The sequence below is a fragment of the Pseudomonas sp. SMV71 genome (assembly GCF_052042015.1).
Taxonomy (GTDB): domain Bacteria; phylum Pseudomonadota; class Gammaproteobacteria; order Pseudomonadales; family Pseudomonadaceae; genus Aquipseudomonas.
In genome coordinates this window covers 15,279-30,637 of record NZ_JBKGGU010000012.1, presented here as the reverse complement: position 1 = coordinate 30,637, position 15,359 = coordinate 15,279, and the positions used below count along the sequence as shown (strand labels likewise).

The following is a 15,359-nucleotide window of genomic DNA, read 5'->3' as shown; positions in this document are numbered from 1 at the left end:
TTGAAAATTATAGTTTTTCAATTAGAGCGGTGACTCTATCTGTGCAGGCCCGTGCACAGCCGACCCGGGCGCCACTGCAATAATTTGCACCGCCTGGCCCGGTGTAAAAGCGCGATGCCGCGACCTTTTGGAGACGTCGAAAAAGAGCTTGTGAAGGGATGGAACCGAAGAGCGGACCGCAGCCACCCATTGAGCGTCCGAAACCACGCCTCATGGTCATCATGAAAGTAGAAGCACCGACAAACATGCGCATTGCCGTCAATCTCGCCCAGGCCGCTTCGGCGTTGGGGAGCGTGGGCAAGCCTGTCGAAACGCAACAGGCCGTGCAGTCCAATTCGATGGAAGAAGTGGGCATGACCTTCAGCCATCACGTGGAGCGCAACAGCAAGGCCTTGAGCCAGCGACGCATTCGTAACGCGCGCAGCGAGGTCGGCCAGACGCGAGTCGAGACGCGTGAGCGATTGGAAGAGTGGTACGACCAACTCGGTCATCCCGGCAAGCAAAGCCTGAGTGCGATGGCGGCCCAGGCCGGGACCTTGCTCTACAGCCAGCCGGCGCTCGAGGACGTGGTGCACGCCACCGGTGGGGACCCGGCCCGTACCGACCTGATCCTGCAAGAAGTGTTGCGCGAGGCCGAATCCCAGGGTCGGCAGGTCGAAGCCAAGCGGGCCCGTGATTACCTGCAATTGTTGCGCGAACAGTATGGCGCGCAGATCCAGGCCGGTATGAACATCGCCGAGGCGCTGCGCGCGGCAGGCGGTGATCCGCAGCTGCGCCAGGCGGTGCGTCGCCTCTACTACGACACCGTGGTGCTCAAGCAGTCGCTGCCGACCATGATGCAGGCGCTGCTCGGCCTGTTCGGCGAGGCCGCGTTCGTGTCGGGGCTGGACATGATGCGCCGGGCCCTGGCAGACGACATCGCCGCACAGACCCCGTCGAGCCCCACCGCCAAGCTGCGTGCGCTGCTGATCGGCCTGGCTGCTTCGACCCAGCTCAGCAGCGTGCTGCATAGCTGTCGGCAGTTGCTGGAGCAGTTGGCCGGCAGTTGCCCGACCAGCCAGCTCACTGCGGTGCTGTTGCTCCAGCGCATGCTCGGGGTGGCGGCCAGTGGTTTGTCGGCGGCCGAAGTGCGCCGCATCGGACGTGAACTCGGCGGCGATGAGGAGCGCGACCAACTGGTTTCCCTGAACGGTCTGTATTCGATGCTCAAGCGTTTGCCGCTGGCGCTCTGGCGCGATGGCAAGAGCCGGCAGAGTGCGTTGAAAAATCTGCTGGTGCTGCTGGATGAGCGCTCCCGTGGCGAGATTCGCGGGCAGACCGGCGCACCGATCATAGGAGTGCACGCATGATCGCCCTGTTGAACAAAGTCGCCGGCGCAGCGGTGCGGCGCATTGAGGTGGCCGGCGCGTTCGTGGTGCTGGGCATCGTGTTCATGTTGATCCTGCCGCTGCCGACCTCGGTGGTCGACGCGCTGATCGCGGTCAACATCTGCATTTCCTGCCTGCTGATTGTGCTCTCGCTGTATCTGCCTCGTCCGTTGGCCTTTTCTTCGTTCCCGGCGGTGTTGCTGCTGACCACGCTGTTCCGCCTGGCGCTGTCGGTAGCGACCACTCGGTTGATCCTGCTCCAGGGCGATGCCGGGCATATCGTCCAGGCGTTCGGTAACTTTGTGGTCGGCGGCAACCTGGCCGTCGGGTTGGTCATCTTCATGATCCTGACGGTGGTCAACTTCCTGGTGATCACCAAGGGCTCCGAGCGTGTCGCCGAGGTGGCGGCGCGCTTCACCCTGGACGCGCTGCCGGGCAAGCAGATGTCCATCGACAGTGACTTGCGTGCCAACCTGATCGATGTCAGCGAAGCCCGTCGCCGCCGAGAAGAGCTGAACAAGGAAAGCCAATTGTTCGGGGCGATGGACGGGGCGATGAAGTTCGTCAAGGGCGACGCCATCGCCGGTTTGGTGATCGTCGTGATCAACCTCATTGGTGGTTTCTCGGTGGGCATGATGCAGCACGACATGGGCGCCTCCGAATCGATGCACTTGTATTCCGTACTGACCATCGGCGACGGTCTCATTGCGCAAATTCCTGCACTGCTGATTTCCCTTACCGCTGGCATGATCATTACGCGGGTATCCCCGGAAGGGCAGCCGGCCGGAAGCAGCGTCGGCAAGGAAATCGCCAGCCAGTTGACCGCCGAACCCAAGGCCTGGGTGATCGCCTCGGTGGGGATGCTGGGCTTCGCCGCGCTGCCCGGTATGCCGACGTTGGTGTTCATCGTCATCGCCCTGATCACCGGCACGGCCGGGATCGTCCAGTTGTATGCCCGCGCACGGCAGACACGGCAAGGCGATCAGGCACCGACGGCGTTGTCCCCCGAACAGAACGGTGCGGAAGACCTGCGCAGCTTCGACCCGACCCGCGCCTATCTCTTGCAGTTTTCCAAGGCGATGCAGGGACACCCGGCCACCGAAGACGCCATCCAGACCATCCGCAAGAAGCGCAACGGGCTGGTGGCCGGCTTTGGCCTGACATTGCCGCCCTTTGAAATCGAATACAGCACGCTGCTCGAAGACGACGAATGTCGCTTCTGTGTGCATGAGGTGCCGATGTTGCGCGCCACCTTCGGCGAGCGTGTGGCGGTGGCGCGCGGGCCCTTGCCTTTCGAACCGCGCGAGGCGCAGGTCGGCAGCGAGGTGCGTGACGAGCAACAGTGGTTGTGGCTGTTGCCAGACGACCCGCTACTGGCGGACGAGCGGGTGGAGGCGGTGTCCGCCACCGAGCTGCTGGTGGAGCGCATGAGCCGTGCGATGTTCGCCACCGGTCCGCAGTTCCTTGGCCTGCAGGAAAGCAAGTCGATCCTCAGTTGGCTCGAAGCCGGCCAGCCGGAGCTTGTGCAGGAGTTGCAGCGGACCATGCCGTTGGCGCGGTTCGCGGCGGTGCTGCAACGCCTGGCCGGGGAAGGGGTCCCGCTGCGGGCGGTGCGGTTGATCGCCGAGTCGTTGATCGAGCACGGGCAGCACGAACGGGACGTCGGCGCCCTGACTGACTACGCACGCATCGCCCTGAAGTCGCAGATTTATCACCAGTACCGCGACGCCGAGGGTTTGCATGCCTGGCTGCTGACTCCGGAGACCGAAACGCTGCTGCGCGATGCGCTGCGCCAGACCCAGACGGAAACCTTCTTTGCCCTGGAAAGCGGGCACACCCGAGCGCTGGTCTTGCAGTTGCGCGAAGGCTTTCCGCTGCGTGCCAAGCGCGTGGCGGTGCTGTTGGTGGCCCAGGATCTGCGCGCACCGTTGCGCGATCTGTTGCGCGACGAGTTCAACCACGTGCCGGTGCTCGCCTATAGCGAGTTGAACAGCAACGCCCAGGTCAACGTGCTGGGCCGCTTCGATCTCGAGCAGGAACAACTGCGGGTAGAGGCTGCCGCCTGAGCACAGCCGGCTTCGGCGGCGTGGCGGGGCGCTTGCACGCATTGCACATAACACGGGTGGGAGCCTGCGGGTGTCCCGCCCACGACAGGTGAGGGCGAACGATGTCGCCCCTTGAGGAGTTGGCCATGTTCGAGTTGCGGGTATTGAGTGGTCTGCACCGGGGTGCGGCCTTGCCATTGGTGGGCGATGAGTGGGTCGTCGGGGCGGCGGAGGATGCTGACCTGGCGCTCTACGATCCAGGCATCTGCGCCCGGCACGTACGCCTGGGCCGGATCGAAGAACAGTGGCGACTGGAGCTGCTGGATGGCGCGGTATGCGATGCACAGGGCCAACCCTGGGCGCCAACGGAGCCGTTGGCGATCAACGCGCCTTTTGTCGTCGCCGGTATCTGGCTGTGCCTCGCACCGGCCGACCAGCCGTGGCCGCAGGAGGCGACGCTGCAAAACCCTGCGTCTGCGACAGGCGGCCCGGACAATCCGAAATCGGCGGCCCGACCGTCGTGGCCCAGGCGCCTGGCCATTGCTGCCGCCGTGATCACCGTGGCGTCCAGTGCCTGGGCCTTTACCAGCCAGCCGGCGCAGCCCGTGGCGCCCGGCCCGGCCCAGGCGCTCAAGCGCAGCAAGGTGACGCTGGATAATGTCGCGGCGGTGCGCCTGGAGCTGGATCGCATGCTGCAGGAGCGTGACCTGGCGGCGCAGGTGCAAGTCGAGTCCCGAGACGATCGCCTGGCGCTGGTGGGCGAGCTGCCGCGCCAGCGCCTGGCGGTGGTCGAGCGCCTGGTCGAACGTTTCAACGAACGCTACGAAACCCCGGTCCCGGTCACCGCCAACGTGCAGGAACGTTTGACGCAGTTGCCGTTCCAGATTGCCCAGATCGTCGGTGGCAAGCGCGGCCATGTCGTTACGTCCGACGGCCGTCGGTTGTTTCTCGGCGATCAGATCGATGGCTTGCGCCTGACTGCTATCGGCAACGACAAAGTGACCTTCGAGGGTGATCAGCGCTACGAGGTCACCTGGTGATGACCCATGCGGCGGCTGCACGCCTGCAAGCCTGGGAAAGCACCCAGCGAGCGCGTCTGCAGCGGTTCGCGCCGGTCGCGGTGCGCGGACGGGTGCAACGGGTCAATGGCATCCTGTTGCAATGCCGGCTGCCTGGGGCGCAGATCGGCGATCTCTGCCGCGTCGAGCGCGATGGGCGCGAGCCATTGCTCGCCGAGATCGTCGGCTTCGACCAGCACGATGCCTTACTCAGTGCGTTGGGTGGCCTGGAAGGCGTGCGCGTCGGTGCCACCGTGGAACCGTTGGGCATGCCGCATCGGGTGCACGTGGGGCCACAGTTGCTCGGCCAGGTGCTGGACGGGTTCGGTCGGCCGCTGGTGGACGGCGGCGTCGGTGCGTTTGCCGATGCGTCCGTGCCGAACGCTTCGGTGGTGATTGGCGAAGCCCCGCCACCCACCGCCCGGCCCCGCATCCAGCATGCCCTGACCACCGGCGTACGGGCCATCGACGGGCCCCTGACCCTCGGCGAAGGCCAGCGCGTGGGGTTGTTCGCCGGTGCCGGTTGCGGCAAGACCACGCTGCTGGCGGAGATCGCCCGCAACGTCGATTGCGACGTGATCGTGTTCGGCCTGATTGGCGAGCGTGGACGCGAACTGCGCGAGTTCCTCGACCACGAACTCGACGACGAACTCCGGGCCCGTGCGGTGCTGGTGTGCGCCACATCCGACCGCTCCAGCATGGAGCGCGCCCGCGCAGCCTTCACCGCGACGGCACTGGCCGAAGGCTTTCGGGCCGACGGCCAGCGCGTCCTGTTGCTGATCGATTCGCTGACCCGCTTTGCCCGGGCCCAGCGTGAAATCGGCCTGGCCGCCGGTGAGCCGTTGGGGCGCGGCGGCCTGCCGCCGTCGGTCTACAGCCTGCTGCCGCGCCTGGTCGAACGCGCCGGGCTGACCCACGATGGCGCCATCACCGCGTTGTACACCGTGCTGATCGAGCAGGACTCAATGAACGATCCGGTGGCCGACGAAGTGCGCTCGTTGCTCGACGGCCACATCGTCCTGTCGCGCAAGCTGGCCGAGCGCGGGCACTACCCGGCCATCGACGTGCTGGCGAGCCTGTCGCGGACCCTGGCCAATGTGGCCGAGGCGGAACACCTGCGGGCGGGCGTCAACCTGCGTCGGTTGTTGTCGGCCTACGACCAGATCGAACTGATGCTGCGCCTGGGCGAGTACCAGGCCGGCGCCGACCCGCTGACCGACCTGGCCGTGGAGTCACGCGGGGCGCTGGACGGGTTCCTGCGCCAGGACCTGCGCGAGCCGGAGCCAATGCCGTCGACCCTCGCCCACCTGCAACAGTTGACCGCCTATGTCCCAGGCTGATCTGGATGCCCTGGCGCCGGTGCGTCGTCATCGTGAAGCGCAGGCCGAGCGGGCGTGGCGCCAGGCCCGTGACTTGCTGCGTGAACGCGAAGCCGAGGCGGCAGCCGCACGGGCGCAATTGCAGGCGGCCAGCGAGCGCCAGGCAGTGCAACGCGCGGCCCTGTGCGACGAACATCGGGGGCGAGCGCTGAGCGTGGTCGAGCTGAATGCCTGGAGTACCCAAGAACGCCGTCTGATGGGCGAGCTGGCCGAGCAAGCCCAGGGCTTGCAGGCGCTGGACGCGGCCCAGGCCCGCCAGGCACAGGACACGGAAGCGGCACAGCAGCGCCTGCGCGGACGCCGCCGCGACCTGGAAAAGCTCAAGGCGTTGATGGAGCGCCTGGCGCAGGAGTCTTGCGATGAATGAACGTCCCGTACGCCATGAACCGTTACCTCGGCACGAGCCGCCGAGCCCGTTGGTTCGCCACCCGCTGCGTGGGTACGAACCACCACCGGCCCAGGCGAGCCGGACGACACGCTCGGTGCTGCGCGATTGCACGCCCGCCTCCGATCGCGATCCCGAGGCCATGGTCGGTCGCAGCGACGGCTACTGGTTCCGCCAGTGGGTGGATGCGCCGGAGGGCGGCTTACAGCAGGACACCGCCGGAGCTGGATCGCTGTCGGGCCTGGTGGGCCTGGAGGGCAGCGATGTGGAGGCGTTTGTCGATCAGCTCACGCCACGCTTGTGTGCCACTCAGGACCGGCAATTGGACCTGTTGCTGCACCTGCCGCACCTGGGGCGAATCAAGGTGCTGGCACGGCGACTGGACAGTGGTCCCGGTTGGGACATCGGCCTGAGTGGCGAAAGCGATGAAGTACAGGCACGCCTGTCGAGCCGAAGCGGCCAACTTGAGGACGCCTTGACGCAGAGCCTGGGACAACCGGTCAGCGTGCACGTGGCACGCGTAGAGGAGGACGACTGACATGGGTGCATTTGCACTGCCGCTGCCATCGGTCAGCGCTGAAGAAGCCGTCGCCCGCCAACGGCTGGGGGCTGGCGTCGAGTTGCCGTTCGACGTGGCAGGCGAGGCGGGGTTGCTGACGCTGAGCCTGGGCAACGGTCCCACGGGCACGACGCCCGCTGCGTTCGAGTGTGCCCACGGGGCCTTTGTTCTGGGCGAGCCCGGCCCGGCGCTGAGCCTGTTCGGTGAATGCCCGGTGGCGTTGCCCGCCGAGCCGGGACCGGATGACGAGTGGTTCTGGTCATTGTTCCACCAGGTTTTGAGCGAACCTCTGCGCCAAGCCTTCGGCTTTCTCAAACCGCAGGTCGCGACCGAGGTCAGCGGCATTGCCTGTCGACTCGACGTGCGCTTGGGATCGGCAAGCGTGGTCAGCCATCTGGAAATCCCCGGCCAGACCCTGCTGGGCCTGCTCGATGCCGCACCCTGGCAGCGGCGGGCCGCGCCCTGGATCGAGCACTTCGGCTTTCGTGTACCGCTGCTGGTCGGACACCTGGCCCTGGTCACCGGACAGCTCGCCGCCCTGCGCCCCGGTGACGTGGTGGTACCCGAGACACACCTGTTCGATTCATCCGGCCAAGGCCTGGTTCGCCTGGGTCGGCATTGCCTACATGTGCAGGTGCACAGCCACGCCGCACCGTTGCACCTGACCGTACTCGCGCTTGAGGAGACCGATATGAGCAGCACCGCCGACACCGACATCCTGACGCCCGAATGGGACGACACCGCTCGCTACGCCGCCGACGACCAAGACCCCGAGGCGTTCGACCCGGCCTCTTTGGATCAGGCCGCTACCGAAGCCGACGCCGAGGACGCACCGGCTGCGCCACAGGCGGCCGTCGATCGTCCTGAACGTTTCGACGACCTGCCGCTGGCGCTCACGGTCCGTTGCGGTCACCTGCATCTGACCCTGGGTGAGCTGCGCAATCTGGCCCCCGGTGCCGTGCTGCAAGTGCAGGGCGTCGCGGCGGGGGCGGGGGCCTTATTCTATGGCGAGCGGCCCGTGGCCCATGGCGAGCTGGTGGAGGTCGATGGCCGGCTGGGCTTGCAGATCGTCCGCGTGGATGTGGCTGGATGAGCTTCCAGGGGGTCGACCCCTTTCTGCTGGCGCTGTTCATCGGCGGGATATCCCTGGTTCCGCTGCTGCTGATCATCTGCAGCGCGTTCCTCAAGATCGCCATTGTGCTGACCATTACCCGTAACGCCATCGGCGTGCAGCAAGTGCCGCCGAACATGGCGCTGTATGCCATCGCGCTCGCCGCGACGCTGTTCATCATGGCGCCGGTGGGCCACAACGTCGCCGAAGCGCTGAAAGAGCGGCCGCTGGACTTCAGCAACACCGAGGCGTTGCAGGGCTCGGCGCTGAATGCGATCAAGCCGCTGCAAACGTTCATGGCGCGCAACACCAACCCGGACATCCTCACCCACCTGCTCGAGAACACCCAGCGCATGTGGCCCAAGGAACGCGCCGAGCAGGCCAGTCGCGACGACCTGATGCTGTTGATCCCGGCGTTCATGCTGTCGGAGCTGGAAGCCGGCTTCCAGATGGGCTTTTTGATCTACATCCCGTTCATCGTCATCGACCTGATCGTGTCCAACCTGCTGCTGGCGCTCGGCATGCAGATGGTGGCGCCCATGACCATTTCGCTGCCGCTCAAGTTGCTGGTCTTCGTGCTTGCCCAGGGTTGGACGCAGCTCCTGGACAGCCTCTTCTATTCCTACCTGTGAGGACCTGTGATGGACGCGATGACGCTGTTCAAGGAAGGCATGTTGCTGGTGGTCCTGCTGTCCGCGCCGCCCTTGATCGTGGCGGTGTTGGTGGGGGTACTGACTTCGCTGGTGCAGGCCCTGATGCAGATCCAGGACCAGACGTTGCCGTTCGGCATCAAGCTGGTAGCGGTGGGGCTGACCCTGCTAGTGACTGGGCGCTGGGTGGGCGGGGAACTGATGGGATTGCTGCGCCGGGCCTTTGAAATGATGGCCAACACCTGATGGCGGCCTCGGCGTTCCTGCCCTATTTCGACCTGCTGTTGTCGGTGGCGCTCGGCATGGCGCGTATCTACCCGGTCGCCTACCTGGTGCCGGTGTTCTGCTTCCAGCACCTGCGCGGCCTGCCACGCCATGCCATCGTCTTCGCCCTGGCCATGTTGCCGGCGCCTGGCATCCGCCAGGCGCTGATCGACGCCCAGGTGAACTGGCTTTCGCTGGGCGGCTTGATGGTCAAGGAACTGATCCTGGGCCTCTTGCTCGGGGTGTTGCTGGCGATGCCGTTCTGGCTGTACGAGTCGGTGGGGGCCCTGCTGGACAACCAGCGCGGTGCGCTCATCGGCGGCCAGTTGAACCCGGCCCTGGGCACCGATACCACACCGCTGGGCCACCTGTTCAAGGAGATGATCATCCTGCTGCTGGTCGCTACCCTGGGCATCGGCACTCTGACCCAGGTGATCTGGGACAGTTACCTGGTCTGGTCGCCTACGACCTGGTTCCCGTTGCCCGGCGCGGATGGCTTCGGCGTGTTCCTCGGCCTGCTCGCCGAGATGTTCATGCACATGCTGCTCTACGCCGCGCCGTTCATTGGCCTGCTGTTGCTGGTGGAATTCAGCCTGGCACTGCTCAGCCTGTACAGCCCGCAATTGCAGGTATTTGTCCTCGCCATGCCGGCCAAGAGCCTGATCGGCCTGGGCTTCTTGCTGTTCTACCTGCCTACGTTGTGGGACGCGATGACTGGTCGTCTCATCCGTTATGGGGAGATCCGGCACCTGCTCGACCTGCTGTTGCAGGCGCCCTGAAGGAGGGGCCCGATGAGCGAAGACAGTGGCGAAAAAACCAAGAGCGCGACGCCGAAGAAGATTCGCGACGCACGCAAAAGAGGCCAGGTCGGCCAGAGCCAGGACCTCAGCAGCCTGCTGGTGCTGGCGGCGATCACCGAAGTGGCGCTGACGCTGGCCGACGACAGCATGCCGGCGCTGCAAGACCTGGTGGCCTTCCCGCTGCATCGGCTGGATGTCGACTTCACGCGGGCCTTCGAGGAAACCCTGGCCCATGCCGGCAGCGTGCTCCTCAGTTTCACCCTGATGACCGTAGGGCTGGCGATTGCCACGCGGCTGGTGGCCGGCTGGATACAGTTCGGTTTTCTGTTCTCCCCCGAGGCCCTGACGCCTGACCCGAATCGTCTGAACCCGATGAATCAGGCCCAGCAGATGTTTTCCGGGCAGGCGCTGATCAACCTGTTCATGGGGCTGGTCAAGGCGGTGTTCATCGCGGCCGTGCTGTACCTGGTCACGATGCCTGCGCTCGGGGCGTTGGTCAGCCTGGTCAACAGCGATCTGCAAACCTACTGGCGCGGGTTGGCCAGCCTTTTCCGGCACATCATGCACACATGTCTGGGGGTGCTGCTGGTGCTGGCAATCATCGACTTCGGCCTACAGAAGTACTTTTTCGCCAAGCGCCTGCGCATGAGTGAGGAAGAGGTGCGCAAGGAGTTCAAAGAGATGGAGGGCGATCCGCACGTCAAGATGCATCGCCGCAACCTGGCCCGGCAGTTGGCCGGGCCTTCCGCCGAAAAGGAAGCCAAGCCGGTGGAAGACGCCGACATGCTGGTGGTCAACCCCACCCACTTTGCCGTCGCGCTGCGCTACCGGCCCGAGGAAACGGCGCTGCCGCAGCTCATCGTCAAAGGTGTCGATGCCGAGGCCCGTGCGCTGATCGAGCGGGCCAAGGCGGCGCGGATCCCGGTCATCCAGTGCATCTGGCTGGCACGGACGATCTACCGCGAGGACGTCGGCGGTTTCATCCCCCGCGAGACGCTCCAGGCGGTGGCGCACATTTACCGGGTGCTGCGGGAGCTGGACGATGAGGCCAAGGCCGAAGTGATCGAGATTCCGGAGTTGAACCGGCGCTGACGCCACGCAAGGGAACCGATGCACGGGTCGTTGCCACTCAGGGGATGAGCCGGATTCGTTCTGGCGCTGCCGGCTTGCCGCTATGGCTCGCCACCCTCCATGAGCAACCCACTGGAGAATTTCCCATGCCCCATGACCCAAGCCTTGTCGGGCGCACAGGCGCCTTGCGCGGGGTCGACAGCAATCTGCTGTCCAACTCGTCCTCATTGAGCCAGCAGCCCCATGAGGCCCAGCAACGCCGCACCAGCCAGAGCCTGCAGGCGCGAGGGCGCTCGTCCTCAACGCCTCCGGCGCTACACCAGCGCGGTCGAACGCGCACGCGGGAGGAAACCCGCGCGCCCCGTTCCAGGTCCCAGCCTCCACAACCACGGCCATCTCCCGAAACGAATGAAGCGACGCCGCCACCGACGCCACCCACTTCCGAGCAAACGATGCTGCGGGATATGGAGACCCGTCAGCGCCAGTTGATGGAGCGTCAGTTCGAACTTCAGATGGGCATGGAGGAGCGCCAGGCGGCGCTGCTGCAGGTCAAGAGCGCGGCGGACATGACCAAGCTGATGAGCGACACGGTGACAGAGGTCACCAAGGGCTTCCTGGACAGCGCCAGGAAGGTCATGCAGGAGGGTGGTGAAGCGATGAAACTGCGTTGAAACCTGGCATGGCCCACGGCCCCGCCAGGCCTGCCTGGTGGGGCTCGACGGGGTGGATCAGCCCAGCCGGGTGCGGCCCATGGCCAGCGACGTCGGGCGGGGTTCGCCAGGCTTGGCCAGGTCGAGGATGCGCGGGCGTACCTCGTTGACCTGAGCGACGAAGCCCACCACCCAGTGACAGAACCGGGTTTCGTCCAGCGCCGACAACGCGCTGTGGGCACACAGGCGAACACAGGCTTTGTCGTCCAGGGCCAGCCAACTGCCGCCGAGCAGGTCCAGGCGAAAGTTGAGTTCCAGCAGGCGCTTGTGCAGGCCCGGGGCGTGGGCCGTCACCTCGATCGCACAGTGGAGAATGGCCATGTCGCTGTGCTCGGGCAACTCGATGACCACCGCTTCGCGGTGGCTCTTGTCGTAGAGCGCACATACGCCTTGCTCCAGTTGCAGGTCCGCGTGCAGATGATCGGCGAGGGCCGAGATCAAACGTTGGGCGAGCGGTGCGGCGGTCATGATGAACCTCAGTAGGTGGCTGGACGATCATCGAGGTCTTCCAGGCCCAGCAGCGACAGCTGTCGGGACTGGATCTCGTCGAGCAATTCAGATGTGATGGAGGAATCCGGCAGCGCCTGCCACACCACGAGCGCTCGCTGTGGGTCGAGGAACACGAACAGTTGAGCGTATTCCAACGGATTGGCGAAGCGCCGTTCGAGCGCCTGCTGGATCTGGTTGGCGCGTAGCACCTGGCTTTGTACTTGTAGCGCGAGACCCACGCTGTGAGGCTCGCGTCTCAAGCCGAACTCGATGCCGGGGGCGATTTCCCAATACGTCGCAATGCCGGCGATGATGTTCTTTTGAAAAGCTTGGCGAGTGTTTGCGCTGTGCACCGAGAAAGACATGCCGATTCAGTCCTCCAGAGGGACGACGCTGTGGTCGAGAGGGTGTTCGGGGGAGCCGAGGCCGCCACGCATGCCGGGCGACCACCAGACGACGATTCGCGCGTGGTCGGGCTCGGCCCGTTCGCAGGAACCGGCCTGGCAGCCCGAGCGGCTTGCGCAGCCGGCGAATACCGGCAGGCTCAGGAGTACGGCGAGCAGCAGCGGTGTGCGACTCATGGGGTCATCCTCGCGGTGGTTTGCAATAGGGAGGGGCGTTCGCCACCCGGCACGCGAGCGGGCTGGTTCATGACCACGAACACTTCGGTTTCCTCGCCGGGTTCCAGCCACACTTTCGGCCAGGCAGAGGCCGCCAGCGTCCAGCGGCTGCCGCAGCTCGCTTCATCGAAGCGCAGCCGCCGCTGGCCGTCGTTGCGCACCACGCCCACGGCGATGCCGTAGTCGGGGCCGGCGAACCACTGCGCGCGCGAGGCATCCAGTGTCAGTCCGGGCTGCAAGGCGCAAAGCGTCTCGGGGGAATAGGGAATCGAATCGGCCTGTTTGAACGAAGCCGGAATGTTGCCGTCGGCCAGGCGGGCGAGCACGTCGCTGACCTCCAGGCGTCCGACCGGGCGCTTGCCGTTGCGCCGCTCTTCCACGCGCGCCATGGCGCTGTCGACCTGTTCGCGGTCGAGGGTCGAGATGTAGCGGGCCGGGTCGACCTGGTCGCCGATCAGGCGTGGCGTCAGGATGAACACCCGCTCCCGGCGACTGGTCTGGCGGGTCGTCGACGAAAACAGCAGCGGCCCCACCAGTGGGATGCGCCCCAGCCAAGGCACCCGCTCCAGGTTGTCGCCGGTTTCCTCGGTGTGGAACCCGCCCACCACCAGTGAGCGGCTTTCGCCCATCACCGCCTGGGTGCTGACCACCCCGCGGCGCACGCTGGGCGTCTGCTGGCCCACTTCCGAAGGTTCGATACGGCCGTCTTCGATGTCCAGGGCCATCTGGATCTGCTTGTGCCCGCCGGTCTCGATGGCATGCGGCACCACTTGCAGGCTGGTGCCGGCGGTGATGGGTTCGATGTTGGCCACGCGCTCGCCGATGGCGGAGAGGTATTCGGTGCGGCTGAAGTCGATGACCGCCGGCTGGTTCTCCAGGGTCAGGACCGAGGGGTTGGCAACCACCGAGGCCAGGCCGCGGCCTTCCAGGGCGCGCAACTGCGCGGAAAAGTCGCCGTAGTCCTGGATGAATACCGTCGAGCTGGCACCGGGACGCAGCATCGAGGCGCCACCGATCAGGTCGCCGCTCTCGACGTTCCAGTTGGAGGCCAGCTCGGCCAGTTGGGTCCGGTCGATGTCCAGGATGATCGCGTCGATTTCCACCAGCTTGCGCGGCACGTCCACGTCGCGGATCAGTGGGGTGTAGATTTCCCGTCGCTTGGGGGCGTCGTAGATGAGCACCGCGTTGTTGCGCACATCGGCCTCGACGCGGATCTTGCCGCGGCTTCCACCGCCGCTATCGCCGGGCTGCACGCGGGTAGTGTTCGGGCGTCCCATGCCGTTGAAGGCCAGTTGTTCGATATTGCCCATGGCCATCGATTGGTTGCCCTGCATGTTCTGGAACGACGCTTGGGGCAGGGCCGTGGGTGCCGCGCCGGAAGTCGAGCCACGGTTCTCCAGCAGGCCGCGCAGGATGCTGGCGACGCCGGGGATGACCAAGGTGTCGCCGCGGTATTTGATGTTGCGGTCGGCTGCGGTGGCGTAGCGCAGCGGGAAGCTGATGACTTCCTGTTTCTCCTCGGGAGTCTTGCGCGCCTTGGCGAATTGCGTCACCAGACGCACGTAGCGTTCTGGGCCGGTGATCAGCACCACGCCTTCGTCGGGCAATTCGCCCCAGCCAAAGCGCGGGTCCAGCAGGCCGATATCGGTCAGCGCCTGTTTCATGTCCGGTACGGCATCGGCGGACACTTCCAGGCGCTTGGAGCGCTGGTTCTGCAACGGGCTGACATACAGGCTGCTGCCGTACACGAACCACTGGAAGCGATTCTCCAACCCGAGCCTGTCGAGGAACGCCTGGGGGCTTTCCGCACGCATCCGGCCTTCCACCGTGCCCTTGACGGTGCCGTCGATCACCAGTTGCACGCCGAAGGTATTGGCGAAGTCATCGAGTACCTTGGTCAGCGGCGTGGCCTGGGCGTCATAGGCATAAGGGGTGTTTTTCCAATCGGTGGGCACGGCCGCCTGGGTTGGTGCTGCCAGGCCAAGCGAGCCGGCCATCATCAGGGCGATCAGCGAGGGCGTCGCCCAGCGCTGCGCGATCAACTGGCGAAGACGAGCGTTGCCTTCGGTCATCAAGCGGTACGGCATAAACCACTGGTTAGGCATGTCGGAGTCCTGTGCCGAGGAAATGAGTGTGCGAGGGCCGTCGCGCCACGGGCGCTGCCGCACCACGTGGGGCTTTTTGCAGAATCGATTGCCAGGTGTCGCGCTGGTTGAGCAGCGCTTCGAGTAATTCGATCAAGTCGTCGACGTGTCCGTCCGGAGCCAACTGCGCCATCAGCCATAACCGGGCATCGTCGCCAGAGCGCGCCAGGGCTCCGGGGAAGCGCGAAAGACTCGGGTGGGCCAGCCGGAGCACTTCTTCCAGGGCCGCCTCGTTGGACACGCAGGCGGGTAGCTCGACCGACAGCAGCAGCGCACCTTCGAGTTTGTCGAAGGTGACGTCGCCGTCGTCGATGACCAGGGTGAAAGGCGCGGGTTCGTCGGCACCGGCGCTCCAGCGGATGAGCTGTGCGCGCAGCTCATGGCATTGCATCGATGATCGCCTTGGCGAGGTTGTGGTGGGCCGTGGTCTGCTGGGTGGCCGCCGTTACCGCGACCGACATGCCGTTCATGCTGGTGAGGAAGGTGTGCATGTCGTCCAGGGACTGGCTCTGTGCAGCATTCATTGCCGCGTTGTTGACGTTGTCGGTGGCGCGCTGGAAGTAGGTGTCGAGGCGGCGCTGCAGGGCATCGATAGAAGACATAAACGGTTCCTCCGGGCTTGGGCGTGTTCACCCGGTGAGTGGTGGTTACGCCCGTGGCGGTTCCGCGAGGAGAACAGAAAGATTGTGGGAGCAAGGCTTGCTCGC

General features: G+C 65.5%; 18 protein-coding genes. 12 read left to right on the top strand and 6 right to left on the bottom strand.

All coding sequences use genetic code 11. From position 1 onward, the window contains the following. Positions 1 to 212 precede the first annotated feature (212 nt). From sctW to ACLEJQ_RS14020, 12 genes are all read left to right on the top strand, one after another. Positions 213 to 1,349 (top strand): type III secretion system gatekeeper subunit SctW, encoded by a 1,137-nt coding sequence (gene sctW, locus ACLEJQ_RS14075; RefSeq protein WP_440795909.1) that lies wholly within the window; start codon positions 213 to 215, stop codon positions 1,347 to 1,349. After that, on the top strand, positions 1,346 to 3,433 hold the full coding sequence (gene sctV, locus ACLEJQ_RS14070) for a type III secretion system export apparatus subunit SctV (RefSeq protein ID WP_440795907.1): 2,088 nt from the start codon (positions 1,346 to 1,348) through the stop codon (positions 3,431 to 3,433). The genes sctW and sctV overlap by 4 nt, the downstream gene beginning before the upstream one ends. A gap of 125 nt (positions 3,434 to 3,558) precedes the next feature. Then, positions 3,559 to 4,452 carry an FHA domain-containing protein gene (locus ACLEJQ_RS14065; RefSeq protein WP_440795905.1) on the top strand — a complete coding sequence of 298 codons (894 nt, stop codon included), beginning with the start codon at positions 3,559 to 3,561 and terminating at the stop codon, positions 4,450 to 4,452. After that, a complete protein-coding gene (locus ACLEJQ_RS14060) occupies positions 4,452 to 5,810 on the top strand; it encodes a FliI/YscN family ATPase (protein WP_440796177.1) in 1,359 nt (452 codons plus the stop codon). The genes ACLEJQ_RS14065 and ACLEJQ_RS14060 overlap by 1 nt, the downstream gene beginning before the upstream one ends. Beyond that, complete coding sequence (locus tag ACLEJQ_RS14055) at positions 5,797 to 6,216, top strand: hypothetical protein (protein ID WP_440795904.1); 420 nt, start codon at positions 5,797 to 5,799, stop codon at positions 6,214 to 6,216. Before ACLEJQ_RS14060 ends, ACLEJQ_RS14055 begins: the two co-directional genes overlap by 14 nt. Beyond that, entirely contained in the window at positions 6,209 to 6,772 is a 564-nt protein-coding gene (locus tag ACLEJQ_RS14050; RefSeq protein ID WP_440795902.1) for a type III secretion protein, read from the top strand. Before ACLEJQ_RS14055 ends, ACLEJQ_RS14050 begins: the two co-directional genes overlap by 8 nt. A 1-nt stretch (position 6,773) precedes the next feature. Further along, entirely contained in the window at positions 6,774 to 7,886 is a 1,113-nt protein-coding gene (locus ACLEJQ_RS14045) for a FliM/FliN family flagellar motor switch protein (RefSeq protein ID WP_440795900.1), read from the top strand. Next, on the top strand, positions 7,883 to 8,536 hold the full coding sequence (gene sctR / locus ACLEJQ_RS14040; protein ID WP_440795898.1) for a type III secretion system export apparatus subunit SctR: 654 nt from the start codon (positions 7,883 to 7,885) through the stop codon (positions 8,534 to 8,536). Before ACLEJQ_RS14045 ends, sctR begins: the two co-directional genes overlap by 4 nt. A gap of 9 nt (positions 8,537 to 8,545) precedes the next feature. Beyond that, the gene (gene sctS, locus ACLEJQ_RS14035; RefSeq protein WP_042731017.1) at positions 8,546 to 8,800 is read left to right on the top strand and encodes a type III secretion system export apparatus subunit SctS; all 255 of its coding nucleotides are present in this window, start codon (positions 8,546 to 8,548) and stop codon (positions 8,798 to 8,800) included. Continuing rightward, positions 8,800 to 9,597, top strand: coding sequence for a type III secretion system export apparatus subunit SctT (gene sctT, locus ACLEJQ_RS14030; RefSeq protein WP_440795895.1), 798 nt, complete (start codon positions 8,800 to 8,802; stop codon positions 9,595 to 9,597). Before sctS ends, sctT begins: the two co-directional genes overlap by 1 nt. Positions 9,598 to 9,609: 12 nt before the next feature. Next, on the top strand, positions 9,610 to 10,710 hold the full coding sequence (gene sctU / locus ACLEJQ_RS14025) for a type III secretion system export apparatus subunit SctU (protein WP_440795894.1): 1,101 nt from the start codon (positions 9,610 to 9,612) through the stop codon (positions 10,708 to 10,710). A gap of 443 nt (positions 10,711 to 11,153) precedes the next feature. Continuing rightward, positions 11,154 to 11,360, top strand: a complete 207-nt coding sequence (locus tag ACLEJQ_RS14020; protein ID WP_440795892.1) for a hypothetical protein — start codon at positions 11,154 to 11,156, stop codon at positions 11,358 to 11,360. 57 nt (positions 11,361 to 11,417) lie between these two features. Here ACLEJQ_RS14020 and ACLEJQ_RS14015 read toward each other — a convergent pair whose 3' ends face one another. The 6 genes from ACLEJQ_RS14015 to ACLEJQ_RS13990 are packed head-to-tail and all read right to left on the bottom strand — an operon-like array spanning position 11,418 to position 15,254. Next, complete coding sequence (locus ACLEJQ_RS14015) at positions 11,418 to 11,867, bottom strand: type III secretion system chaperone (RefSeq protein ID WP_440795890.1); 450 nt, start codon at positions 11,865 to 11,867, stop codon at positions 11,418 to 11,420. A gap of 8 nt (positions 11,868 to 11,875) precedes the next feature. Beyond that, the gene (locus tag ACLEJQ_RS14010; protein ID WP_440795888.1) at positions 11,876 to 12,253 is read right to left on the bottom strand and encodes a transcriptional regulator; all 378 of its coding nucleotides are present in this window, start codon (positions 12,251 to 12,253) and stop codon (positions 11,876 to 11,878) included. A 6-nt stretch (positions 12,254 to 12,259) separates the two neighbouring features. Next, positions 12,260 to 12,469, bottom strand: coding sequence for an HrpT family type III secretion system protein (hrpT, locus tag ACLEJQ_RS14005; RefSeq protein ID WP_440795886.1), 210 nt, complete (start codon positions 12,467 to 12,469; stop codon positions 12,260 to 12,262). Then, complete coding sequence (gene sctC, locus ACLEJQ_RS14000; RefSeq protein ID WP_440795884.1) at positions 12,466 to 14,613, bottom strand: type III secretion system outer membrane ring subunit SctC; 2,148 nt, start codon at positions 14,611 to 14,613, stop codon at positions 12,466 to 12,468. The genes hrpT and sctC overlap by 4 nt, the downstream gene beginning before the upstream one ends. After that, on the bottom strand, positions 14,606 to 15,043 hold the full coding sequence (locus tag ACLEJQ_RS13995; RefSeq protein ID WP_440795882.1) for a type III secretion system chaperone: 438 nt from the start codon (positions 15,041 to 15,043) through the stop codon (positions 14,606 to 14,608). The genes sctC and ACLEJQ_RS13995 overlap by 8 nt, the downstream gene beginning before the upstream one ends. Continuing rightward, positions 15,030 to 15,254: a type III secretion protein gene (locus ACLEJQ_RS13990; RefSeq protein WP_042731296.1), complete on the bottom strand. Its 225-nt coding sequence runs from the start codon at positions 15,252 to 15,254 to the stop codon at positions 15,030 to 15,032. The genes ACLEJQ_RS13995 and ACLEJQ_RS13990 overlap by 14 nt, the downstream gene beginning before the upstream one ends. Between the last annotated feature and the right edge of the window lie 105 nt (positions 15,255 to 15,359).

Bases quoted from the DNA above. Each gene is read 5' to 3' on its own strand.
- ACLEJQ_RS14060 (WP_440796177.1), top strand. From the start codon at position 4,452: ATGACCCATGCGGCGGCTGCACGCCTGCAAGCCTGGGAAAGCACCCAG.
- ACLEJQ_RS14015 (WP_440795890.1), bottom strand. From the start codon at position 11,867: ATGACCGCCGCACCGCTCGCCCAACGTTTGATCTCGGCCCTCGCCGAT.
- ACLEJQ_RS14045 (WP_440795900.1), top strand. From the start codon at position 6,774: ATGGGTGCATTTGCACTGCCGCTGCCATCGGTCAGCGCTGAAGAAGCC.
- sctC (WP_440795884.1), bottom strand. From the start codon at position 14,613: ATGCCTAACCAGTGGTTTATGCCGTACCGCTTGATGACCGAAGGCAAC.
- ACLEJQ_RS14010 (WP_440795888.1), bottom strand. From the start codon at position 12,253: ATGTCTTTCTCGGTGCACAGCGCAAACACTCGCCAAGCTTTTCAAAAG.
- sctW (WP_440795909.1), top strand. From the start codon at position 213: ATGGTCATCATGAAAGTAGAAGCACCGACAAACATGCGCATTGCCGTC.
- ACLEJQ_RS14050 (WP_440795902.1), top strand. From the start codon at position 6,209: ATGAATGAACGTCCCGTACGCCATGAACCGTTACCTCGGCACGAGCCG.
- ACLEJQ_RS14055 (WP_440795904.1), top strand. From the start codon at position 5,797: ATGTCCCAGGCTGATCTGGATGCCCTGGCGCCGGTGCGTCGTCATCGT.
- sctS (WP_042731017.1), top strand. From the start codon at position 8,546: ATGGACGCGATGACGCTGTTCAAGGAAGGCATGTTGCTGGTGGTCCTG.
- sctR (WP_440795898.1), top strand. From the start codon at position 7,883: ATGAGCTTCCAGGGGGTCGACCCCTTTCTGCTGGCGCTGTTCATCGGC.
- ACLEJQ_RS13995 (WP_440795882.1), bottom strand. From the start codon at position 15,043: ATGCAATGCCATGAGCTGCGCGCACAGCTCATCCGCTGGAGCGCCGGT.
- sctU (WP_440795894.1), top strand. From the start codon at position 9,610: ATGAGCGAAGACAGTGGCGAAAAAACCAAGAGCGCGACGCCGAAGAAG.
- sctT (WP_440795895.1), top strand. From the start codon at position 8,800: ATGGCGGCCTCGGCGTTCCTGCCCTATTTCGACCTGCTGTTGTCGGTG.
- sctV (WP_440795907.1), top strand. From the start codon at position 1,346: ATGATCGCCCTGTTGAACAAAGTCGCCGGCGCAGCGGTGCGGCGCATT.
- ACLEJQ_RS14020 (WP_440795892.1), top strand. From the start codon at position 11,154: ATGGAGACCCGTCAGCGCCAGTTGATGGAGCGTCAGTTCGAACTTCAG.
- hrpT (WP_440795886.1), bottom strand. From the start codon at position 12,469: ATGAGTCGCACACCGCTGCTGCTCGCCGTACTCCTGAGCCTGCCGGTA.
- ACLEJQ_RS13990 (WP_042731296.1), bottom strand. From the start codon at position 15,254: ATGTCTTCTATCGATGCCCTGCAGCGCCGCCTCGACACCTACTTCCAG.
- ACLEJQ_RS14065 (WP_440795905.1), top strand. From the start codon at position 3,559: ATGTTCGAGTTGCGGGTATTGAGTGGTCTGCACCGGGGTGCGGCCTTG.